Below are 23,506 nucleotides of genomic sequence, written 5' to 3'. Positions count from 1 at the left end.
CGGGCAAGACCAGCAGGCAGACGGAACACATGACCAAGCAGGCGTTTGTTGTGGCGACCATATTCTTCGGCCTTGCCGCAGAACCATGCTGCGCATATCAGGTCTGGATGGGCACGCACCTGATGGAATCTTCCGTGGCGACCAATCTGGATGACTGGGGCATGACGGCGAGTTGGCTGGACGGCGTGAACATCAACCGTGCTCCGGACGACACGAACCCCGCGAGCAATTCGGAATGGCAGACCGTCCTCGGGCAGTTTGCCAATGTCAGCAACACGATGACCGAGATCGCACGCTCCGAGGTGTCAAAGAACCCCCTTACTGTCAACGAGGCAGCTTTCACCGCGATTGGAGTGGAGTTGCAACAGAAGTTCCAGGAGGCCAGCAATTTCAACCACGCCATCGATCACCTCATGTTCTACGACAACGCCACCAGCTACCAAGGGACACAATACAACTACAATTGGACGGAGGTCGAGGCGCAGCACATACGTAGCTGGCTGGACACCAATGGCCATCAAGACGTCAGTCTTATTTGGAACGCCCGCAACAACAGCCAAGCGAATCGTGATTGGAGCGCCAGCGCGCTGATCGATCATGTGATGATCGAAGCGAGCGCGGACTCGCTTCTCAACAACACCAATAACCAGATCACGCTGCTGAATTGGCTGTGGACCAACCCCGCCACCGCCAACAAGAACGTCATCCTGCAGATCCCTAGGTCGAACAACGCGATGACGCAGTACGCCTCGACCCGGCAAGTCGCAGTCACGCTTGGCAACGAGATCGGCTACGAGAACGGATTACAGAGCGAACGGCTGGTGTTCCTCCCGGTCACCTACAACGACAACTACGCATATCTACCCGAAACGACCTCGAACGATGCCTCGTACAACGACTCGCTCACCAGCCTTGCGCTGTCACTGATTGAGCAGCGGCCGTACTTCGAGGGCCGTATGGGCGAGCTGCCGGCAGACTTCGCGGCCAGCACCGAGCGCTTCGAGCTTCCGGCTTCCATCGCTTCCGCGACCGACGGCTCGCTGCGGCGCCACAAGGGCAACAACGCGGTCGATGGCGCGAACCTGGGCTTTGTCGTCAACAGCGGCAGTTTGGATGTCGGCCAGACCGGCGCCGCCCCCTACGACCGGGCGGCGGTGATCCCGTTCCAACTCCCAGATTTCGGCGATGTTGATAACCCGTTCCTGTGGACCTACTTCGAAGGATTTCTCACCAAAACGGCGACGCAAGACGGTTTAGCCGCCGACCTGTACGGGCTCGATCGGCGTTCCACGGCGGAGATCCTCGACAGCGACTACTACGGGCTTACGAACAGCGCTGACCCCAATGCGACCCTGCTCCAAGACAATTTCTTGACGGCGGACATGGACGTCAACGCGTCTTTCTACAGCAACTCGGGCGGCAACAAGAACCTGCTCTCCTTCCTCAACGAGCAGTACGCTGGCGGGGAAGGCGCTGGCGACTACGTCTTCCTGCGTGTCAGCAGCAACGCCAACAACACCCAGAATTGGGCATTCGCCTCGGGCGACAGCGGAGACGAATCCTTGCGTCCCCAACTGCGGTATCTCTCGGCTAACGTCGAAGTCATACCGGGCTCTCTGATTGCGAGCTGGGAGACCTGGAGTGAAGTCTCGACGGACACGTGGGACGCCACGCAATCATCTGGGGTCACGGCTCAAGCGGTTGGTTCGGTTGAGGCCGGGGGCGTGTGGTTTAACCTCAGCAACGCCACCGTCGCAAATGGGGCGAGCAGCGATGGGCGGTATGGAGCGGTGGGTCCTACCGGGGCCGATCCCTCCGTGGCCTCCGCTACCGATGGCGTCTCGTTATCCAATGGCTATGACGGGTTCATGGACTTCACGCTGAACGACACCTCCGGAGCCGGAACGATCCTGACCGGATTTCATTTCGATCTAGGCGCCTTTCGCGCGAACGCCGCTACCGACTGGGAGCTAGCAGTGCTCGCAGGGGGAGACCTCACCGCAGGCGCCTTGGCGACGGGAACCGCCACCGTAGGCGCGAGCCCGATGCAAGACGATGAAAGCATCGATCTTAGGGGATTGACTGACAATATTCTGGATGCGAATGGAACGGTCACCTTCCGCCTCAGCTTTACCGGGGGGGTGGATGCTTCTAGCGGACACCATCTGTTCTTGGACAACGTCGGCGTCACCGGCGTGTCTCTCGGGTTGGCGGGGGACTACAACCGGGACGGCGTCGTAGACGCGGCCGACTACACCGTGTGGCGGGACCATCTCGGCGCGCCCGCGGGCACCCTCCCCAACGACCCTTATAGCGGTGCGATCGGCGCCGATCAGTACAACACCTGGCGAGACCACTTCGGCCAGTCGACGTCGTCCGCCGCCACGGTCCAAAACGCCGCTGTGCCAGAGCCAGACAGCCTGGCGGTACTGGTGCTGATGGCCTTTGGGAAGCTGGTCGTCAAACGCACCTCGGTTGCCACTGATGATTGAACTGGCCACCGGTTGCCAATCGCAATAGCAACGGTCGCACTCTCGGCAAATCTACGAGTCTCCTATTCAACACCGGAACAGATGAAGAAACTAGCAAGCTTCGCGGTCATAATGTTTCTCGGGCACTGGACGCCCTCCTCGCAGGCCTATCAGGTCTGGATGGGCACGCACTTGATGCAATCTTCGGTGGCGACCAATCTGGACGACTGGGCCATGACGGCTAGTCTGCTCGATGGCGTCATGATTAACCGCGCGCCCCACGACACAAATCCAGCCAGCAATGCCGAATGGCGGACCATACTTGGCCAGGTTAGCGACACGCGCAATACGATGGCGCCCTTCGCGCGCTCTCAGGTTACGCGCAACACGAACCTTGTTAATGAATTGGCCTTTGGTGCAATTGACGCGGAGCTACAGCGAGTAATCGGCCTTGGCAATTCTCTTGGGTACGAGGTCGATCACTTGATGTTTCACGACACCAGAGTCGATGACAATCTTTACAGCTGGACGCAAACCGAAGCACAGCACATGCGTGAGTGGTTAGACACGAACGGCCACGAAGATATTAATCTGATCTGGAACGCCCGCAACAACAGCCAGGCGAACCGGGACTGGGCCGCCAACCCGCTGGTTGATCACGTGTTGATCGAGGGCAGCGCAGGCGACTTCCTGACCAACGCCAACAGCAAGACCACTCTGCTCAATTGGCTGTGGACTAGCCCGAACACGGTCGGTAAGGACGTCATTCTGCAGATCCCACGCTCAGAGAACGCGATGACGCAGTACGCCGCGACTCGTCGCGTCGCGGTCAAACTCGGCCAAGAACTCGGCTTTGAGAACGGCGTGCAGTCCGAGCGACTTGTGTTCCTGCCGGTGACCTACGACGACAACTACGCCTATCTGCCCGAAACGACCTCGAACGGCGCCTCGTACACCAACTCTCTTTCGAGCCTGGCGCTGTCACTCCTCGAACAGCGGCCTCTGTTTGAGGGTCGCAGCGGCGTACCGACCAACGCGCTCGCCGACAGCTTTGTGCGGGAGCTTCCCCTGTCGCTCTTATCGAGCGTTCCGGATGGCTCCTTGCGGTCCGACAAGACCACCGGCGAGGTGAGCGGCCAGGGCCTGGGGTTCGTCATTAACAGCGACGAGCTCAATGTCGGTCAGAGCGGCAGCAACCCCGCCTACGACCGGGCCGCCGTGATGGTCTTCCAGCTCCCCGACCTGGGGAGCATCGAGAACCCGTTCCAGACCGCCAGCTTCCAGGGGTTCCTTACCCAGACCGTCACCAGCGGGAGCGTTGGCGGCGACCTGTACGGCATCGCACGCCGCGTCGCGCCGGACATCCTGAACTCAGACTACTACGGCCAGACGGACGCCCCGGACCCCAACGCGGTGCTCTTGCAAGACGACCTGCTGGTCGAAGACATGGCGGTCAACGCGACCTTCCTAACGTCCGCCACGGGCAACGCCGGCCTGGTCGAGTTTCTGAACGATCAGTACGCCGGCGGGGAGGGGATTGGCGACTACGTCTTCCTGCGGTTGAATACGGACGCCAACACCACCCAGCGGTGGAGCCTTAACTCCGGCGATGCGAGCGACGACGCCCTCAAGCCGCAGTTGATCTACCGGGCCATCGAAGGACAGTTCTTGCACGGAGACTACAACCGGGACGGCGTCGTAGACGCGGCCGACTACACCGTGTGGCGGGACCATCTCGGCGCGCCCGCGGGCACGCTCCCCAACGACCCTCATAGCGGTACGATCGGCGCCGATCAGTACAACACCTGGCGCAACGCCTTCGGCCAGTCGCTGTCGGCCACGGCCTCCGTCGAGAACGCCGCCGTGCCAGAGCCAAACAGCCTGGCGGTGCTGGTGCTGCTCGCCGGCTGCGGCTCGCTGTTCTCACGACGCACCTCAGTTGCCACCAACGATTGAGTTGATCACCGCTTGTTGATCGCGATAGCTCCCGAGGCAATCCCAGCAAACCCACGAGCCCCAAGTTCGACACCGAAACAGATGAAGAAATTAGCAAGCTTCGCGGTCACGATCGTTCTCAGCCTTTGGACGCCCTCCTCGCAGGCATTCGAAGTCTGGATGGGCACCCATAGGATGTCGAGCCGGCTGGCCACCGAACCAACCACCTGGGCTCGGACGGCTTCCTGGGTGGACGGGTACAACTACAACCGCTCGCCGCACGGCACCGAACAAGCAACCGGAGCCCAGCGCAAAGACGTTTTTCGTCGGATCGACCACGTCGAAGATACCCTGGTCGGCGTGCCCCGATCACAAGTCACTCGAACCCAGGTCGATGAAAATAGCCGCGCGGCCATCGCAGATAGTATCGCCAATTCGTTAAACGTGTCTCGCCAAGACGGAGCGAAGCTCACCGAGTTCATGCTCTACGACGAGCGGGGCCCCGACGATGAGTTGTACACCTGGACCGAAACCGAACTTCAAATCTTCCGGGAAGAGCTGGACGCTCAGGGACAGCATGACACTAGGATCCTCTGGCGTGCGGCCAACAACGCCGCCCGCAACCTCGACTTCGCTTCGCTGCCGGTCATTGATGGATTGCTGATCGAGGCCAGCGCTGACCGTTTCATGAATAATCACTTCAACGTCAACACGTTGGCCAACTCTTTCTGGAACAGCTCCGTAAACAGCGACAAAGAACTCTACATACAAATCCCCCGATCGGAAAACAATCTGACGCAATACGAAGCCACTCGGCGAGCCGTCCTAGAGATGCAGAATGTGCTCGGCGTCGATGGCGTCCAGAGCGATCGGTTGGTCGTCCTACCGGTCACCTACGGCGATAACATAGACCAGTTGCCCGAAACCACTAACAACGGCAACGCTTACCTAAATACAATGCCCGGCATATGGCTGTCACTGATTGAGCAGCGGCCGTACTTCGAGGGCCGTATGGGCGAGCTGCCGGCAGACTTCGCGGCCAGCACCGAGCGCTTCGAGCTTCCGGCTTCCATCGCTTCCGCGACCGACGGCTCGCTGCGGCGCCACAAGGGCAACAACGCGGTCGATGGCGCGAACCTGGGCTTTGTCGTCAACAGCGGCAGTTTGGATGTCGGCCAGACCGGCGCCGCCCCCTACGACCGGGCGGCGGTGATCCCGTTCCAACTCCCAGATTTCGGCGATGTTGATAACCCGTTCCTGTGGACCTACTTCGAAGGATTTCTCACCAAAACGGCGACGCAAGACGGTTTAGCCGCCGACCTGTACGGGCTCGATCGGCGTTCCACGGCGGAGATCCTCGACAGCGACTACTACGGGCTTACGAACAGCGCTGACCCCAATGCGACCCTGCTCCAAGACAATTTCTTGACGGCGGACATGGACGTCAACGCGTCTTTCTACAGCAACTCGGGCGGCAACAAGAACCTGCTCTCCTTCCTCAACGAGCAGTACGCTGGCGGGGAAGGCGCTGGCGACTACGTCTTCCTGCGTGTCAGCAGCAACGCCAACAACACCCAGAATTGGGCATTCGCCTCGGGCGACAGCGGAGACGAATCCTTGCGTCCCCAACTGCGGTATCTCTCGGCTAACGTCGAAGTCATACCGGGCTCTCTGATTGCGAGCTGGGAGACCTGGAGTGAAGTCTCGACGGACACGTGGGACGCCACGCAATCATCTGGGGTCACGGCTCAAGCGGTTGGTTCGGTTGAGGCCGGGGGCGTGTGGTTTAACCTCAGCAACGCCACCGTCGCAAATGGGGCGAGCAGCGATGGGCGGTATGGAGCGGTGGGTCCTACCGGGGCCGATCCCTCCGTGGCCTCCGCTACCGATGGCGTCTCGTTATCCAATGGCTATGACGGGTTCATGGACTTCACGCTGAACGACACCTCCGGAGCCGGAACGATCCTGACCGGATTTCATTTCGATCTAGGCGCCTTTCGCGCGAACGCCGCTACCGACTGGGAGCTAGCAGTGCTCGCAGGGGGAGACCTCACCGCAGGCGCCTTGGCGACGGGAACCGCCACCGTAGGCGCGAGCCCGATGCAAGACGATGAAAGCATCGATCTTAGGGGATTGACTGACAATATTCTGGATGCGAATGGAACGGTCACCTTCCGCCTCAGCTTTACCGGGGGGGTGGATGCTTCTAGCGGACACCATCTGTTCTTGGACAACGTCGGCGTCACCGGCGTGTCTCTCGGGTTGGCGGGGGACTACAACCGGGACGGCGTCGTAGACGCGGCCGACTACACCGTGTGGCGGGACCATCTCGGCGCGCCCGCGGGCACCCTCCCCAACGACCCTTATAGCGGTGCGATCGGCGCCGATCAGTACAACACCTGGCGAGACCACTTCGGCCAGTCGACGTCGTCCGCCGCCACGGTCCAAAACGCCGCTGTGCCAGAGCCAGACAGCCTGGCGATGGTGGTGTTGCTCGCCGGCGCCTCAATCATCTCCGCGCGCCGATCGGTTGCCCGTCCGATGGTCGCGTTCCCGGCTATCCGCCTGTCGACGTAATCGCTTGGCTCGCGCCCGGGTGGCGAACGCCCCTACGCTTGCGATTTTCGCAATCATGAGCGTGCCTGTCCCGTATACCGGCAGGCAGCTTAGTGAACCACTCAAGGGTAACTCCCTCAATTCCCACCGTGTAGAATGCCGCGGTTGTTGGTTCCCAGCACGAAGGGGGTAGCGCTGGTTTTGTATCACGCGGATGTCGAGCGGCGGATGGTGAACTTCTACGGCTCGCTTTCGGAGAAGGACCGGCGGCGGTACGCAGCGGTGGAGGCCAAGAAGCTGGGGCGTGGCGGCATGGCCTACATTTCAGCGCTGTTCGGGTGCGACCGTGGGACGATCCGTTCTGCCGAGGAGGAGGTCGAGCGTCTCCCAAAAGACGAAGCGGCTGGGGGGGCCGAAAACGGTGATCACTCAACAACTACCGGCTGAGACCGGTAGGTTCGGACGTTATTCGTGAGTTACGCAATGAAGTCCTTCACTCACGACGGGTGTGGCGCGGCTCACGCTCCTATCGTTATTCTCAGTCGAGTCTGGCCGCTGGTCACACCTCAATCATCACCTCGCCGAACCGATCCACTCAACGTCACCAAGTAACAGCTTGCTCGCAGTCGCCGGCCTCCCAACTGCTGCTGCGAAATGCATCACAATCAACGTAGACCCTATTGACGTATGTGCGAGCAAGTTAACCCATCCGAGCTCGAGCTCTGCCCAGCGGAAGTGGCTGCGGAGGAGTTGTTGGCTGTGGGCTTGGCGGGTGAGTTCCCCATCGACACCGCAGTGGAGGTGATCGAGGTCATTCGGCGGCGTGCCTGCCAGCGGGCCCCATTTGCTGGTCGACCAGTCGTGCTCGACAGGGTTGAGCTCGGGGGCGTAGGAGGGCAGGCGGTGGGATCGAGCCCACCCGCACCCCAAGGCGGCGAGTCGGCTCTCCGTCCTGCGGTGGGCGCCGAGGTTGTCCCCTACCACGTGCAGCTTGCGGCCAAGTTCCAGGCGCAGGTCGCCCAGGAACCAGAGGAAGTCTTCCGCCTTCGCGTTGTGGTCCAAGAGCCTGAAGAACATCCGCACACGACGCCACCGCGGCGAGAGCGACAGCGCGGTGACAACGCTGACTCGGTCGCGACGGTCGCACTGGTCGAGGATCGCGGTCTGGCCGATCGGGGCCCACGTGCGACGCACCTGCGGCTGCAGCATGAAGCCCGATTCGTCGATAAGAACCAAGCTAGCTTGATCGCGAACGCCCTCTTTTTGCCGCCGGCTACTTCTGCTCGCGCCACGCCTGCACCGCTGCGGGGCCTTGCTCGCGGCTCCGCCGCACAGGCTTCTGGCATGAGAACCCGCGCGTGTGCAGCAACCGCCCGAGGTGGCTGGGGTGGTACGAAACGCCGAACTCTAGCTCGACGAGCTGGGCCACGCAGCGCGGGCCGGCGCGCAACAGACGCTTCAGCCGCGTCCGCTGCGGCCCCGATAGTCGGCACTCGGGCACGTGCTGCGGCTTGGCGGCGAGCGCCTTGGCCTGCTCCCCCCGCGAGCCCGACCGCTTCCTCCACGCGCTCACGGACTGCCGGCTGGCGCCGACCGCCGCGGCCACGTCCTTCACCATCCAGCCCTCCTCGAGCAGCTTCACCGCTCGCCGCCGACGGGCTTCCTGATCGGCGGAGACTCCTTAGGGTCGCATGTTTGCTCATAGAAACCGCGAGGACTTCTTTGTCTACTTGCTTGCGCCCTGCTCACCAACGTTTCCACATGAAGGCGAGGGCAGCGGTAGCCCACGCAAGGACAATAAAACACTCCCTCGACCTGCGGCAATTCGCACGCTTGCCTGCAACGCACTTGGCGTCACTTGGCGTTGTGAATTCCGGGATTCCACTAAGTCCAACGTCGCCTCGCCGAAGTATACGTATTCCAACACAACGTGCCTAATAACCCCAACCGTGGATGAACACTATGAAAACACTTATGGTGGTCTCTCTTGTTTGTGCCGCTGTTTCACACCTATTTGCTGCGGATTCGCTGCGGGATCGTTTTCAATCACCACCGAAATGCGCCAAGCCGCACACTTGGTGGCACTGGATGAACGGCTATGTATCGGCCGAGGGCATTACAAAAGATCTCGAGGCGATGGCGCGCGCGGGCGTCGGTGGCCTTCAGGCGTTCCAAATTGAACGGGGCATGGATCCTGGGCCGGTCAAATACTTGAGCACCGAATGGCGCGAGCTAATGACGCATGCGATCAAAGAGGCGGATCGCCTAGGGCTGGAAGTCTGCTTTCACAACTGTGCCGGTTGGTCGAGCAGCGGCGGACCGTGGATTACGCCTGAACATGCGATGCAGAACGTTGTCTGGACACAGCAGCGGGTACTAGGGCCTAAGAACGTTGATGTCAAGCTGCAACGCCCCAAGAATCTTCGGGATGACTATTTTCAAGACATCGCGGTACTGGCTTTCCCAACCCCTGAATCAGAACGCAGTGGCGAGATCGGTTTCCGAGTGGCGAATTGGAAAGCCAAAGCCGGCTATGAACGCGACAATCAACTTACGGCGGACACCCGCCAGGTGGAATCTGGCGACCTGATTGAACTGGCGTCCATCGTTGACCTCACCCAAGAGATGGATGCCAACGGCTGGCTTAAATGGAAAGTACCGCAAGGCCATTGGACGATTGTCCGCTTCGGGCATGCGGTCTGCGGGCTTAGAAACCGCCCTGCTCCTCAGGAAGCGCGGGGGAACGAGTGCGACAAAATGAGTAAAGCCGCCGCGGCATGGCACTGGAAGCATACCGTCCAAAAGGTCATTGTTGATGCGGGGCCGCTAACGGGCAAAGCGTTCAATAATGTGCTGATCGACAGCTACGAAACGGGCCAGCAAAATTGGACCAGCGGCTTCGAAACCGAATTCCAGCGTCGTATGGGCTATGACGCCATCAAATACCTGCCCGCGGTAACGGGTCGCGTGATCAATGACCTTGAACACACCGAACGTTTCCTCTGGGACTTCCGCCGGACAATCGCCGACATGTGGACGGAAAACTATTTCGGGCACTTCGCCGAAATGTGCCACCAGAACGGCTTGCTTCTTTCGTGCGAACCCTATGGTTTGCCAGGCAACATGGACGACTTTGCGGTGGCAGATGTCGTCGATATTCCGATGGGCGAATGGTGGGCCAGAACCACGGGGGGACCATTCAAGAGTTCATCAAAACTGGCTGCATCGGCCGCTCATACCAACGGTCGCCGTTTTGTCGGCGCCGAAGCATTCACCGCAGGACGTATGACTGCGGCCTTTGTCAATCATCCTTACGCACTTAAGGCCCAGGGTGACTATTTCTTCTGCCAGGGCGCCAACCGCATTATCTTCCACACCTTTGTTCATCAGCCGTGGGGCGATGATGTGAAGCCGGGCATGACGATGGGACCCTGGGGCTTCCAGAACAACCGGAACAACACCTGGTATGAGCAGGGAAAAGCTTGGAATGAGTACCTGGCCCGCAGCCAATACTTGCTGCAGGAAGGAGCATTTCAGGCCGACATCTGCTACTATCCCGGCGAAAGCGCACCTCAGACGACGAAAGCCCGAGAAGACATGAATCCGACTCTGCCGGTAGGGTATGACTACGATACGATCTCTCGCAATAGCCTGCTAAAGCTGTCGGTTGATGAAGGGCGTTTGGTCCTTCCGGGATTGATGGAATACCGTCTCCTGGTCATGCCCGACGGGCCCGTGCGTCCCGAGGTGTTGAAGAAAGTTCAACAGTTATTAAGTGACGGCGCGCATGTCGTCTGGAAAAAGCCACAAGGCACACCTGGTTTGCAGGATTATCCAAACGCTGATCGAATGTTAGCAAAGACTGCCGATCAAGTGTGGCGCGACTGTGATGGGACGAAGGTGAAAGAAATTGCTTATAACGAAGGCAGACTATACTGGCCCCGATCGTTAGCCGAGATTCTTTCGTCTATGGGCGTACAGCCGGATGTTAGTTTTTTCTCTGCCCAGGCGACTGCTCCCGCTCTCGTCAGCAGCAGCGGCTATGAATGGATCCATCGAAGGATCGGCTCCGCTGATGTGTACTTAATTTCCAACCAGCAGGAGGTCGCCCGTCAGGTAGAGGTTGTTTTTCGCATAAAGGGCCGCGTGCCTGAGTTGTGGAATGCCCAGACTGGAGAAGTATCAAGAGCTCCGCTGTATCAGACAACCGACCATAGCACCACACGGGTGAAGCTGTTCATGGAACCCGCCGAATCGGTGTTTGTGGTGTTTAACGAAAAGGCCGAAGCGCCGAGCATGGTGGATGTCTTTCACAACGGGAAAACACTTTTTAACAACTCGCCCCAAACTTCGCCGGTCTTGGCGATTCATCGAGCGGTCTATGGCGATTTGAACGGCGACTCCAGCCGGCAGGTGAATGTGACTGATACGTTGGCAAATCGGGTCTCAAGCAATTCACTGCGTTTGGCCGCCGACAACAGACTGGCGGGCCGCGATCCAGCGATTAGAACGAAGAAACAATTGCGTGTCGATTACTCACTCGGTGGCATTCAGTCAACGATCGTTGTTGACGAGAATGAGATGCTCGACTTGGGAAGCAGGCTTGAAACTGTTGCTGCAACTCCAGCTCCCGCCAAGCTGTCGATGGCTAAGAATGGTTCAGTCCTTACAGCGATGGAGGCGGGGAACTATGAGTTGTTTTATTCGGATGGTACGCGCAAATCGGTTAAGATTCCATCGATTCCAGATCCTATTGACCTCTCTGCGGATTGGACGCTGCACTGCCCGAGAGGCTGGGGACCGACCCAGATGAATCTGGCTCAGCTAGTTTCGTGGCCGAAGCACGGTGACCCGGATTTAGCCTTTTTCTCCGGAACCGCTGTCTATAAGAAGCAGTTTGATGTGCCGACCGATCGACGGAGCGAAGGTTATGCGGTTAGTCTCGATCTCGGCGATGTGCAGGTTTTCGCGGAAGTCTTCCTGAACGGGAAGAACCTTGGGATTCTATGGAAGCCGCCCTACCAACTCGATGCTACAGGCCTGCTCAAAGGCAAGGGCAATCAGCTTGAAGTGCGGGTGACCAATCTGTGGGTGAATCGCTTAATTGGCGACGAACAGTATCCCGCTACTGATCGCTATGAAGCGGGAGGTAAAGCGGGAGAGAATCTAATTGAGAAGATTCCCGATTGGTTAGAGAACGGCTCGCCTCGTCCGGTGACGGAGCGAAAGTCATTCACTACTTGCCGGTTCTATGAGCAAGATTCACCTTTGATTGATTCTGGGCTGATCGGTCCGGTTAGACTTCACTTTGGGATCTTTAAACCTATATTACATGACTATTGACGAATTCGAGGACAACTTGACGCGAGGCCCTCAGAAGCCGCTGGTTTGTTAGATGCTTCTGGCCAGGAACAGTCGCGTTGCTGATGCAGGGGTCAATAGACTACCGCCGGCTGAAGCCGGTGGAATTGGACGTTCTGTGAGATTCGGACTGAAGTCCTCAACTCACGATGGAGGGGCAACTTGGAATCGGTCGTCACCATTGCTTGGCTGCGTGCCGTCCTGCCCGCGGATGTACGCGGCGATCGCCTCGTCGGTCACGTTTCCGCTGGTCGCCGCGAAGTAGCCCCGCGCCCACAAACGACGACCCTAGAACTGCGCCTGAGTGTGCCTGAACTCCATCAGCAGCTTCCACGACATCTTTCCTTTGAGGTACTGCAACACCTTGCTCGGCGAGAGCGTCGGCGGGCACGACAGCAGCACATGCACGTGATCCACCGACTCCGCTCCCTGCAGAATCTCGATCTCGTTCGTCCGGCTTAGCTCACGCACAAGGTCCCGAACCCGTGTGCCCACCTCACCCGTCAACACCTGCTTTCGGTACTTCGTCACCCGCACAAAGTGATGCTTGATGTCGTAGCGGCTGTGCGCACCTGCTCGGCATTTTTCCATCCAACCCGTATAAGAACCTGAAGGTTCCGCCTGAAGGCAGGGTTTCAGACGCATCGCAAGGGCAATGATAGAATTAATGCACACTCGACATATTCTGATGGCTCTCGCAGCGTTTGCAGTGACTTTCGACATTCGACGCTCTTATGGGCAGGGGCTGCTCTACGCCGAGGGGCGAGGAGTCAATCCACCGTTCTCGGAAATTCGAGATAGCATCCAAAACGGCTACGCGGGAACGGTAATCGATGTAGACAATGCCTCGGTCGAGGGCGGGCTTTACGGCGCGTTTGAGACGGAGGGAAACCTAAAACTGCACACACTCGCCAATTCCACGATTCCCCAAAGCAACTTTGACCAGTGGAGCCGATGGTACCAAACGGACGGGGCGACGCAGGTTTTTCGGCTGTTTCCGGGTGAAGAGAATGTACGAAACAGTCGACCGTTGGCGGCTCGAGTTGAGGCGTTTGCTCCGGATATACGCTGGAATGTCGATGACGGCGAGTGGCACGACTGGGTCGGCCGCTACACAATCGTTAAGCCGATTAATGCGGCGATCTTTCAGGCCAAAGACACGGACGACGAAGCTTGGTCGTTGCAACTCAATATGTCAGAGAGCGGGGAAGTCTACGCGCAACACAGGAGGCCGCTGCCGGGACAGCCGAAGCAAGTGACCCTCTTCGAGAACGCCATCGGACAGCCGTTTGACATACGTGTTCGCGACAATGGGCTCGACTACGAGGTCTTCCTGGGCGATCAAACGCAACCCTTTACATCGGGCCAATACGTTCGAAACGCCACTCCTGGAGACAATTCCGACACGGTGTTCCGCTGGGGGATCTACGTGGGAGCAACAGAGGTTGAGACCGAGGCGTTGATCTTCGTGAGCCACGCTTCCGTGGATGCGGACCTTGGGCCAGCTCCGCCGACAGGGAACTACAGCAATCTGATCGCTGGCTGGGAGACCTGGAGTGAAGTCTCCACGGATACGTGGGACGCCACGCAAGCATCTGGAGTCACGGCTCAAGCAGTCGGTACGCCTGAAGCGGGCGGCTCCTGGTTCAACTTCACCAACGCCACTGTCGCAAATGGGGCGAGCAGCGATGGGCAGTATGGAGCGGTGGGTCCTACCGGGGCCGATCCCTCCGTGGACTCCGCTACCGATGGCGTCTCATTATCCAATGGCTATGACGGGTTCATTGACTTCACGCTGAACGACACCACCGGAGCCGGAACGATCCTGACCGGATTTCATTTCGATCTAGGCGCCTTTCGCGCGAACGCCGCTACCGACTGGGAACTAGCAGTGCTCGCAGGGGGTAACCTCACCGCAGGCGCCTTGGCGACGGGAACCGCTACCGTAGGCGCGAGCCCGATGCATGATGATGAAAGCATCAATCTTACGGGATTGGCTGACAATATTTTGGATGCGAATGGAACGGTCACCTTCCGCCTAAGCTTTACCGGGGGCCTGGATGGTTCTGGCGGGCACCATCTGTTCTTGGACAATGTCGGCGTCACCGGTGTGTCTCTCGGTTTGGCCGGAGACTACAACCGGGACGGCGTTGTAGACGCGGCCGACTACACTGTGTGGCGGGACCATCTCGGCGCGCCCGCGGGCACGCTCCCCAACGACCCTCGTAGCGGTACGATCGGCGCCGATCAGTACAACACCTGGCGCAACAACTTCGGCCAGGCGCTGCCGCCCGCCCCCACGGCCGAACGCGGAGCTGTGCCAGAGCCGAGCAGCATAGCTATGCTGGTATTACTCGTCTGCTGCGGTTCGATTGCCCCGATCTCAACGCGACGACCTCCGGCCGCCTTGCTTCGAGTTCCTGCCGTGGCGCCAAACAGCGCCGTCAATCAAAGCAGTTTCTCCTCGCTCGACAATCCTTCACAGATCCAACAAGGAGCCCAAGATGGCCCTACGTCGAAAGCCCTCTAGAGCGGTAACCGAATTTGGCGCTTTGAGTGCTGTATTCTCGCTCTTGCTCGGGGCCGCCAGTTTTGGAGGACCCGCGTGCGCACAAGCCCCCGACCCAAGCAATTCGACCAAGGTTCTCAATCTCACAACCTTCGCAACCTTTTCCACCATTTCGAATTCGGGTGCAATCGATTTGCAGCATTCGCATGACGGGTCCGGACGGGTCTTCGTTAGCACGAACGAAGGGAAGATCCACGCATTCTCGTCGACCGGCGCCTCGCTCGGGACGTTCTTGGATGTAGCCGCACCTGGGGTCCTTCCCGGCTTTACCCACCAAGGAAGCTTCACCACGCGTGGCCTTACGTACATGGCGTTTCACCCGGACTATGCCAGCCGGGGGGCTTCCGGCGAAGGCAAGCTCTATACCATTACGGACGTCGCTCCCAGTTCGACCGCGAACAACACCTATACGGCGGTAGGACTCTCCACGGCGCCCGGCTCCATCATCAGCAAGTACGCCATCACCGAGTGGACGGTTGACGCAAGCAACTCAAACCAGATTGACACCTCCTCGCGGCGCGAGGTGATGCGGTTGGAGATTAGTGGCCCGAGCGTGAACACGCACTCCGTGGGCCAACTTAGTTTTAACCCTTTTGCCAAGCCGGGCGACGCCGACTACGGAAACCTCTACATTCCGCTGGGTGACATGCACAACCAAGGTCAAGTGCCGAACTGGCAGCACGTGCAGGACGCAGACAACCCGTTCGGTAAGATTCTGCGAATCAACCCGCTGCGGGATGGTGACCACGCCTATTCGGTTCCAGCAGACAACCCGCTCAACGACGGCGGCGACTTTCTTGACAACGACGGCAACACCGAGGAGATCTTCGCTTGGGGATTTCGCTACCCTCAGAATCTCAGTTTCGCCAGGGACGCCAACGGCGACGCGCGCCTTGTAGTTTTCGACATCGGCGCCGACGATTTCGAAGAGGTCAACCTCGTTGACCGAGGTGACAACCACGGCTGGACAACCTACGATGGTCCCGCTGCAGGCAACGCTTCCACCACGCTCCATCTGCCAACCGGCTCGACACTAGAGTTCCCGGCGACTGTCTTCGACCATGAGATACCGGTCACGCCCGGCGCGAGACCAATTGGAGGGAATACGGCTGTCACCGGAGGGTTTGTGGTCTCCGACCCCAACGACCCGGATTTCAAGAACCAGTTGGTATTTGGGGAGCTAGCGCGCGGCGCATTCTTCCACGCTGACTTTGACGAATTGGTCGCGGCCGACGCCACCGATACTCAAGCAACTATGTATTTGATGAACGTCAGCATCGATGGTGGAACGCCCGGGGCGTTTCGTGATCTAATCGATCAACCCCGCGGTGACCAACGCTTCGGCGTCGATGAGAGCGGTCGGCTGTATGTCTTTAGCAAGCGGACAGGCGAAGACATTATCTATCGCACCGATTTGATCGCCAACCAGAATGCGTATGCAGGCGACTACAACGACGACGGCGCCGTCGATCTGGCCGACTACACCGTCTGGCGCGACAATCTTGGGGCGCCGGCGGGCACGCTAGCCAATGACGTGGACGGAGGCGTGATAGACGTCGATCATTACAACAGTTGGCGGACCATCTATGCACTGAGCGGGTCGGCCACCCCTCACTTCGAATCGGCGGTCGTTCCTGAACCTGCTTCGATCGTCATCGCAGCTGGGCTGCTCGCAGTAGTCGCCTTCGCAGGAAGGCGCCGAGAGAGTCCATCTAGCGCACTTCAATAGCCGACCTACCCTTCAATTCGTCTTTCAACACCCAATACCCGTCAATCAACTTGGCCTCCGCGGACGAACCGTTGACGAAGATCCCCTCGGCGCCGGTCACATTCGGCACTTGAACGAACGCGGTCATTCGATCGGGCAGATCCAGGTCCATGCTGAAACGCCGATCGAGTCGCCAATCAATCGCGACCGGTCCACGTGGTGTGGGCACCACGCCTCGGGCGAACTCCAGGCCGCTAGGGTTCGGACGGATTCTCGCACGGCTCCAACCCGGCGCGAGCGGCTCCGCGCCTAGAACGTATCTCGGCAATAGGTTCGCCGGGGCTGCTCCCCAGGCATGATTCCAGTCTAAGTTGGGCTTGGCCGACTCATTCCATGCCTCCCACGTGATCGTTGCGTCGGAGTCGAGCATGTGACGCCAACTTCGCTCTCCGGGCGCGACGATCAGTCCGACCGCGGCCTCTCCCGCCCCATTCTCGAACAAGCTCTCCAGCAGGTATTGAGCCCCGTACACCGAGCAGCGCATGCCGCGTGACGCCAGCCACTCAGCTACCTTCTGACGATCTTTCTTCTCCACGAGACCGAAGGCCAGGGGGAAGAAATTGGCGTGCTGGGAGTGATGGTTCACCCCTACGCCGTCGCGGTACAGCCCTGCGTCGGCGTCGAAGAGTTGGCTGCGGAAGACCCGGCGTCCGTGCTCTGCACGCTCCTGGTAGTACTGAACGTCGGCATCTGCGCCGACGGCGGCCGCCAGCTCAGCCATCTTCTCTACCGCCGCCAAGTGAAAAGCGTTGACGACGGTATTTACCTCGGTGCGAACGCAGCCGTCACGCTCAACAGGCGGCCAGTCGACAATGTCATCCCAATCGATCTGCTGGGCGTTGCTGTGAACCAGCCCATCCTTGCCGAGGCGCTCGAAGAGCGTCTTTGCTTTCAGGCTCTCGTACCTTTGACGGATCCACTCGGCATCGCCGTTTCGCATCCAGTCGGCGTGAGCCATGAACACCATGTGCGGCCCCCATTCCGTCGGCCAGGTGGGATGCTTCAGAAGCCAGTCAAAGGTCCGCCTCGCCGCTTTGGGATCAGCGTCGACATAGTAGTGACTCAGTTGGTTCAGGTAGGCGTCGGCCTCGTAAGGGATACGCTCTCGATCGCCGTCGACGTAGACCCCGGCGAACAGCGTCGCCTTGATGGAGTACCGGCACAGGTCCCACACCCGGTTCAGGGTTGCGTCGGAACAGTGGAACTCGGCGGCGCCTTCGTCCCAGTGCTTGGGGAACGCCGCTAGGCGGACGACCGTTACGGCCTTCGCGGCGTCCTCGCCGGCGGGTATGCCCTCGATCTCGACCCATCGGAAGGGAGTTACTACGCCCCACTCAGGGGGAGTCAGCACGGCCGGCGGAGTGACGTTGCCGTACCGACCCACGGCGCCAGATTGTTGCGTATTCCTATCGTCCACAGACGGGGCGATCACCGTGGTCGTTCCCGGGACGATCTGCGCGCGAACCTCGCTGTAACGCACCGTCCCCGGCGGATCGCGATCAATTGCGCCGTTCGCTTGCTTTTCTCCGAATCGCACAACAATCTCGTCCTGAAAGCCCGCCGGCGAGGTCAACTCTAGATTGCCGAACGCGACTCTCCCAAAGTCGACGCGCATCACGCCAGAGTCGAGCCGCTCTACGGTCCGCGGCGATTGCCGCACAAGCTCGATTGCGTCGCGACCCGGCGCCTTCTGAAGCGCGACCGGATGCGCCGGCACTCGTAGGGCCACGTCACTTGCAGGAGTCGGAGCAACCGTCTCCGCTGCAATTGGCCTCGTCAACGACAGATGCGCCGCCAGCGCGACCAAAACAATCCAAGCGGCTCTTAATCGACCGATATTCATGCGTAGGGAAGCCTCAAACTCAATTCTTAGAATTACGAGACAGAGCGCATGCTCTCTTGAATTGCCGATCCCGTTGACCGCCGCCCCGCGCCAGCACTCAGCCCCCAGAACGCAACGATTCACGCTTGAGTAGTCAGCACCTTGCTGGGTAGGACCGCACCTTCTTGGCGGAGCCTTCCATCCACGCTAGTGGGCGGCCCCAAGCGGGGAGCGGACGCTCGCGACGTTACGTGCCCTCGAACGCCCCATCTTGCGGGCACCTAGTCTTCAACCCTCTCTGCCAGAACGAGCCAACATCGGCGGATTGTATCCGTCGATGCGATATAAAGCCGCCGGGTGGGCGTCTGCCTTCGCGACACTGAGCTGTCGACCAAACGCGTACCACTCCACACGAAGCGCCATGGGGTTGGGGATCGGGGACAGCTCACCAGGAATGCCTTGGCGCATCATCCCGTTCCGGACATCCACTTCGACAACATTTTGACCTTTGACGAGACCTTCCGTGATATTCACAAAGCGGAACTGCATAGCGCCGAACGTCTGGCCCAACACGTTATCTACCCAAGACTGAACATGAACTGGCTCGCCGTTGACGCGAACCGCGGAGACGCCGTTGTCCGCGAGGAACCGACCAAAGAGCTGCATCGTGCTTAGATCGTAGTCGTCCAACTCGAATTTTGTTTGAAAGGTGTACGTTGAGTTTGGAGCCGCGGCCTGCCACTGACGGATAGACACCCACTGCGACGCGCCAGGGTCGTTCGGCAGATAACGCCGCTCCTCTTCGGTCACGGCGGCAAACTGCGGTTCGAAGAATGCGCCGGTCGGACCGCTCACCACGCGCCAGTGCCGGTCTTCGTCGCCAACCGAGAGCCCGACGCCCGTGTTGTGCAACACAACAGGACGATAGGGCAGAGCAGACCCGAAATCCAGTCTGCCAAGCAGCGGATTCACGTCCTTCTGCTCGATTTTCTTGACCAATCCGCTCTTATCAATCGACACGTGCTGACCTTCGGTCATGAGCAGGCCACGCGGCGGCTCATCGGAGGCGTGCGATGCATGCACTCGAACGACGCCCTCCAGAACCGTGGCTTCGGTCGCGGCGCCCGGAGATGTGGATACCGTGAACTTTGTCCCGAGATCGACAAGGTTCATGTCCTCCGTGACAACGGTGAAACCGCTCGCCCAATGCGCGACATCGACGGCTACCTCGCCATGATGCAATTGGACCCTATCGGTGGATAAGAAAGTCAGCGAGCAGGGGGCCTCGGCAATGATTTCTGCTCCGGCGCCGACGCTGATCCGGGCCGTTCCCTGCGTCAGGCTGACGGTTTCACCTTCCAGAATAGTCTCCCCCACGTCTAGTAGTGGCGGCTCCCATTGCGCCTGCTTGACGAACGCCAGCGTAGCAACCGGCGCGGGGGGCTTGCGCAGCGATTGATCACGTTTCTGGTCGTGCCCGCCGTCTCGCCGTTCGGGGGATCCGAGCTGGGCCACCGGCGTGCTGTCCGGCCGGGCGCCGTCAGGAGTTCGAGATAGCTGAAACGCCACCAGAATACCTGCGGCAATCGCCCCGCTCCACGCCGCAACCCGGGCCAGACTCCCTAGGCGATTCACCCTTACGGGCGCGGGGCGCTGGACGCGAGGTGCCGCTTCGAGTTTGGCTCCCGCAAGCGTCGCGGGAGAATCTGGTCGCTGCGGGGTGTCGGACGATCGCAACTCCCTCGCAACGGGACCCGACACGCCGGACGAACTACTTGCGTAGGCCGCCTCATGGAGCGACGCGTCGAGCAGTGCGTAGTTGCGGAATGCCGACCTAGCGTCTGCCGACTCAAACAACAATTGTTGAAGCGCCTGCGAGCCTTCGGCGTCGATGCGGCCATCGAGCCACTGAGCGATCAGCTGTTCGAGTCTATTGTCGGCCACTATGCACCCTCCATTGCTATCGCCTTCGTGACGCACTTGAGCAGTGCCGATCTCATTCGCTGCACGACCTTGTAGAACGCCTGCTCACTCTTGCCAGATTGTTTCGCTACTTCGCGGATCGAAACGCCCGACGAATAGATCTTCATCAGAAGATCTCGATTCCTTGCTTCCATGCGCTGGAGGCACTCGTCTAGCTTCTGGCGGCGCAGCTGATCGGGCGTCATTTGCTCTGCCTCGACTGCCAAATGACCCCACAACTCGTCCGAAAATACGAGCGGCGTCCGAGCGAGATGTCGGCGATAGCTCATCGCTTCGTAGCGAGCTATCGTCAGAAACCAGCCGCCGAACGAGGTGCCCTCTTCAAAATCCGAAAACTTGCGCCACGCCACCAAGCTTGCATTCTGCGTAACCTCCTCGACATCGTCCCAAGTTGGGAGAAGTCCGCGGAGGAAACCACGCACCCGAGGCTCGTGCTCCAGCAAATGCTTCACGAATAACTCGTACCGAAGCGGATCTTCAGACGGGCTGTTTCGTTCTCTGTTTGAGGCCATCACTTAATAGAACGCCCAGAACACCGTAGAATGGACCAGCGAAATCGCAGTAATTTCGACTTTCGGCAGACTCAAATCTACCCTATTTCGGGTTACGTCCCGTCCCGTGCCTAGAATCTCCTCCCATAGTGAGCGTCTCATGTCGAGCCGCATTGCGGGCGCCAGGATCGACCGCGGCAAGAAAGCACACTCTGCCCTCGCAACGCTCCGCTCGTAAAGCGAAGCGGCGTAGGCACTTGCGACTAAAAACCAACCACCTGACCCGTCCACCCGAAGACCCGCACTACCAGACCCAAGAGCACCAGTCGGGCAGAGCCACTGCTCCTCCGTAAAGCTGCGCCATTGCCACGACCACCTGGTCCAACCCGCTAGCCTAAACGTTCCTAGCGCGGGCCATCGTCTTGCTCGCCACCAGTTGGACCCCCGCCGGGGACCATCGTCCGTCCCCGCCGCAGCCGGGAAGGCGTGGACCAACGCGAGGCCCCACGACGAATCTATTGGAGCGGGCGGACCTCTTCTCCGAGAATGCGAGAAGATTCAACCTAGAAGCATCTCGAGAAACGTCATTTGGAAGAAAGCTCGATCGCAATTTCGTTAGCCGCGTTGGGCTTCACTTCCAGCGTGACCTCAGAGGTTTGGGCGACAGAGTATCGCCTTGGGAGGGACCGTGCGACTGCCGAAAGCGGCTGGCCCTCTTCCGCCGACGGGGGCAGTACGACCACCGGGTGCGTGCCGACCTGCGCCCCGTCGGAGTCGCTCTCGGTGCCCAGAACGAAAGTACCATCCGGCTGGATGCACCCCTTGGCCATTTTTCCACTAGCCGGGGTCACCATAACGAACCCCTCGGTGAGGGGCCTTCCGTCGAGCGTCACCACACCGCGAACCGGGGCGATTCCACTGGAATCACTGCACCCAATCGCCGCGGCGGCGGCGACAAAGATCGCAAACAGACGTCCGCGAGCGCTCATCTCGCGAGGCCGGCCCGCCGCTCTATCGCCTAGGGTGTTAGCACGCGACGACCCAAGAAGGGCAGGGGGGTCGTGATTTGCACCGCTAGCAACTGGTTCTAGAGCAGAACAAGCTCGTGGACCTGCGCCGACAGACCGATCGTCTTTAGGGATGCGCACCAAGTTTTGCATCTTTTTCCTCCGTTCTGGTAAGGGTTATGACGCAACTTGCTGGTTGGCTGCCGATCGCCCCGCCTCGGCGAGAAAGCTCGACGTAGCGTCGCCCCCCCTAGCGATCGGCTAGCACCTCGCCGCCAGCGCGACTCGCCTGCGCGAACAGGATGTTGAGGCTGACCTCTTCGGTAATGAACTGCGTCGAGGCGTCGGCCATCAGGAATTGGCAGCCCCCCGGATGCTCCGAACCGAAGCCGACGTCGTTGTGAATGGGCCCCGGCCTTGCAGCGCTATTGAGCGGGTAGGTGAGGTTGTGGGCAGCATAGAACCACGTGGTCGCGGCACCGACCCACCAGCCGCGCGTCCCCTGGTCGGCAGGCTCGCCGAAGGCCGACTCGCCGATGAGAAAGGTCTTGCTGGTTCCATCGGTGATCTGGCGAAAACTCGTCTTGCTATCGAAGGTGATCACACCGTTGATGGCTGTTTTTCCTTCGTCGCCTACATGGCATCTTCCGTTACCGGCCTGGTTCTCGAGCATCTTGTAGGGGCTGTTCTCGTTGATTCGGTTCCCTCCCCCGCAGTAGTTCGGGAGATCGCTACCGGGGTAGGCGTCGGTATTCGCCCCCAAGACTGCGAGGTAGTGGGTAGCGATCCCGGCATCGACAATCGCGCTCACCCCGGAGCCGAAAGCGCCGATCCTCACCGGCTGCGTCGGTGCGAAGGACGGGCACCTGAACTCGTCGATGGGGGTCGTGTCTAGAAAATCCTGGACCGATTGTGTTTGCTGGTCGTACGCGAAACGGGGGTCGAGTAATTCCTTTAGCGCGGCCCTCTCGACATACGGGGTCAGGAAAGCCAGGTAGCTCCAGTTTCCGGTCTTCCAAGAATTGCGATCTTTCTCCTCGGGAGACAGCTTTCCATTGGCCGGCGGAAACGCCTTGCGCACATCGGCGTAGTTCTGACAGGCGATGCCAAGTTGCCGAAGCTGGTTGGAGCATTGCGTCCGCCGCGCCGCCTCACGCGCCGCCTGCACCGCTGGCAGCAGCAGGGCGACAAGGACGCCGATGATCGCGATGACCACCAGCAACTCGACCAGGGTAAAGGCCGGACGGACTAACGGTGCGGTCTTTGATTTCATGAATTACTCGATGAGTCAAATAAGCCATGTCTTGCAGGGCAAACGCAGATCGTTCGCACACCAGAAGAAGCTCCCCACCATAAGCCTCTAACTTGCTACAAGAGCTACGCCACTACCGGGACTGCTCGCTGATGGAATTGGCCGCTGGAGAAGCCGACATCTGTATTCGCGGTACCGGATCACGTCTCAAGCGGTCCGAATTGGACCGAAAAAACTCAGCCCCCCCCCCCCCCCCCCCGCGAAAAAGCACGGAAACAGCGGGGAATGGCC

General features: G+C 59.8%; 13 protein-coding genes and 2 pseudogenes. 7 read left to right on the top strand and 8 right to left on the bottom strand.

Annotation, left to right across the window (positions count from 1 at the left end; genetic code table 11):
* The first annotated feature begins 29 nt into the window (after nucleotides 1-29).
* The 4 genes from Pla175_RS11380 to Pla175_RS11365 all read left to right on the top strand — a co-directional run bounded on the left by Pla175_RS11380 (nucleotide 30) and on the right by Pla175_RS11365 (nucleotide 7,409).
* The gene (locus Pla175_RS11380) at nucleotides 30-2,492 is read left to right on the top strand and encodes a hypothetical protein (RefSeq protein WP_145284454.1); all 2,463 of its coding nucleotides are present in this window, start codon (nucleotides 30-32) and stop codon (nucleotides 2,490-2,492) included.
* 465 nt (nucleotides 2,493-2,957) lie between these two features.
* Nucleotides 2,958-4,427, top strand: coding sequence for a hypothetical protein (locus Pla175_RS11375; protein ID WP_145284451.1), 1,470 nt, complete (start codon nucleotides 2,958-2,960; stop codon nucleotides 4,425-4,427).
* Between the two features lie 81 nt (nucleotides 4,428-4,508).
* Nucleotides 4,509-6,983, top strand: coding sequence for a hypothetical protein (locus Pla175_RS11370; RefSeq protein WP_145284447.1), 2,475 nt, complete (start codon nucleotides 4,509-4,511; stop codon nucleotides 6,981-6,983).
* 135 nt (nucleotides 6,984-7,118) lie between these two features.
* On the top strand, nucleotides 7,119-7,409 hold the full coding sequence (locus Pla175_RS11365; RefSeq protein WP_145284444.1) for a hypothetical protein: 291 nt from the start codon (nucleotides 7,119-7,121) through the stop codon (nucleotides 7,407-7,409).
* Nucleotides 7,410-7,535: 126 nt separating this feature from the next.
* Here Pla175_RS11365 and Pla175_RS11360 read toward each other — a convergent pair whose 3' ends face one another.
* The 3 genes and pseudogenes from Pla175_RS11360 to Pla175_RS27060 form a co-directional block, all read right to left on the bottom strand.
* Entirely contained in the window at nucleotides 7,536-8,198 is a 663-nt protein-coding gene (locus tag Pla175_RS11360; protein WP_145284441.1) for a transposase, read from the bottom strand.
* 37 nt (nucleotides 8,199-8,235) lie between these two features.
* Nucleotides 8,236-8,535 carry a helix-turn-helix domain-containing protein gene (locus tag Pla175_RS27065; protein ID WP_391527866.1) on the bottom strand — a complete coding sequence of 100 codons (300 nt, stop codon included), beginning with the start codon at nucleotides 8,533-8,535 and terminating at the stop codon, nucleotides 8,236-8,238.
* Nucleotides 8,515-8,616: pseudogene (locus tag Pla175_RS27060) on the bottom strand (helix-turn-helix domain-containing protein); the annotation flags it as partial. The gene Pla175_RS27065 and the pseudogene Pla175_RS27060, both read right to left, overlap by 21 nt.
* A gap of 308 nt (nucleotides 8,617-8,924) precedes the next feature.
* Between Pla175_RS27060 and Pla175_RS11350 the strand changes: the two are divergent.
* The gene (locus tag Pla175_RS11350; protein ID WP_197527436.1) at nucleotides 8,925-12,305 is read left to right on the top strand and encodes a glycosyl hydrolase; all 3,381 of its coding nucleotides are present in this window, start codon (nucleotides 8,925-8,927) and stop codon (nucleotides 12,303-12,305) included.
* Nucleotides 12,306-12,467: 162 nt separating this feature from the next.
* Here Pla175_RS11350 and tnpA read toward each other — a convergent pair.
* Nucleotides 12,468-12,914, bottom strand: a pseudogene (gene tnpA, locus Pla175_RS11345) (IS200/IS605 family transposase).
* A gap of 76 nt (nucleotides 12,915-12,990) precedes the next feature.
* Between tnpA and Pla175_RS11340 the strand changes: the two are divergent.
* Together Pla175_RS11340 and Pla175_RS11335 are read left to right on the top strand one after the other, a co-directional pair.
* A complete protein-coding gene (locus Pla175_RS11340; RefSeq protein WP_145284432.1) occupies nucleotides 12,991-14,853 on the top strand; it encodes a hypothetical protein in 1,863 nt (620 codons plus the stop codon).
* Nucleotides 14,828-16,621, top strand: coding sequence for a PQQ-dependent sugar dehydrogenase (locus Pla175_RS11335; RefSeq protein WP_145284429.1), 1,794 nt, complete (start codon nucleotides 14,828-14,830; stop codon nucleotides 16,619-16,621). The genes Pla175_RS11340 and Pla175_RS11335 overlap by 26 nt, the downstream gene beginning before the upstream one ends.
* On the opposite strand, the gene Pla175_RS11330 is transcribed toward Pla175_RS11335, so the two are convergent.
* The 4 genes from Pla175_RS11330 to Pla175_RS11315 form a co-directional block, all read right to left on the bottom strand.
* Nucleotides 16,605-18,503, bottom strand: coding sequence for an alpha-L-rhamnosidase-related protein (locus tag Pla175_RS11330; RefSeq protein WP_231954347.1), 1,899 nt, complete (start codon nucleotides 18,501-18,503; stop codon nucleotides 16,605-16,607). The two genes, Pla175_RS11335 and Pla175_RS11330, sit on opposite strands and share 17 nt — an antisense overlap.
* Nucleotides 18,504-18,770: 267 nt before the next feature.
* Nucleotides 18,771-20,426 (bottom strand): FecR family protein, encoded by a 1,656-nt coding sequence (locus Pla175_RS11325; protein WP_197527433.1) that lies wholly within the window; start codon nucleotides 20,424-20,426, stop codon nucleotides 18,771-18,773.
* A complete protein-coding gene (locus Pla175_RS11320; protein ID WP_145284422.1) occupies nucleotides 20,426-20,917 on the bottom strand; it encodes a sigma-70 family RNA polymerase sigma factor in 492 nt (163 codons plus the stop codon). The genes Pla175_RS11325 and Pla175_RS11320 overlap by 1 nt, the downstream gene beginning before the upstream one ends.
* A 1,296-nt stretch (nucleotides 20,918-22,213) precedes the next feature.
* Nucleotides 22,214-23,236: a DUF1559 family PulG-like putative transporter gene (locus Pla175_RS11315; RefSeq protein ID WP_145284419.1), complete on the bottom strand. Its 1,023-nt coding sequence runs from the start codon at nucleotides 23,234-23,236 to the stop codon at nucleotides 22,214-22,216.
* Between the last annotated feature and the right edge of the window lie 270 nt (nucleotides 23,237-23,506).

It is taken from the genome of Pirellulimonas nuda (assembly GCF_007750855.1).
GTDB classification, from domain to species: Bacteria; Planctomycetota; Planctomycetia; order Pirellulales; family Lacipirellulaceae; genus Pirellulimonas; species Pirellulimonas nuda.
Note: the sequence above shows the minus strand (reverse complement) of the source record. Positions and strands in the feature narration are given on the sequence as shown.

Excerpts from the sequence above, each read along its gene's own strand:
- Pla175_RS11365 (WP_145284444.1), top strand. The coding sequence starts at position 7,119 with ATGCCGCGGTTGTTGGTTCCCAGCACGAAGGGGGTAGCGCTGGTTTTG.
- Pla175_RS11340 (WP_145284432.1), top strand. The coding sequence starts at position 12,991 with ATGCACACTCGACATATTCTGATGGCTCTCGCAGCGTTTGCAGTGACT.
- Pla175_RS11375 (WP_145284451.1), top strand. The coding sequence starts at position 2,958 with ATGTTTCACGACACCAGAGTCGATGACAATCTTTACAGCTGGACGCAA.
- Pla175_RS11315 (WP_145284419.1), bottom strand. The coding sequence starts at position 23,236 with ATGAAATCAAAGACCGCACCGTTAGTCCGTCCGGCCTTTACCCTGGTC.
- Pla175_RS11370 (WP_145284447.1), top strand. The coding sequence starts at position 4,509 with ATGAAGAAATTAGCAAGCTTCGCGGTCACGATCGTTCTCAGCCTTTGG.
- Pla175_RS11330 (WP_231954347.1), bottom strand. The coding sequence starts at position 18,503 with ATGAATATCGGTCGATTAAGAGCCGCTTGGATTGTTTTGGTCGCGCTG.
- Pla175_RS11350 (WP_197527436.1), top strand. The coding sequence starts at position 8,925 with ATGAAAACACTTATGGTGGTCTCTCTTGTTTGTGCCGCTGTTTCACAC.
- Pla175_RS11335 (WP_145284429.1), top strand. The coding sequence starts at position 14,828 with ATGGCCCTACGTCGAAAGCCCTCTAGAGCGGTAACCGAATTTGGCGCT.
- Pla175_RS11380 (WP_145284454.1), top strand. The coding sequence starts at position 30 with ATGACCAAGCAGGCGTTTGTTGTGGCGACCATATTCTTCGGCCTTGCC.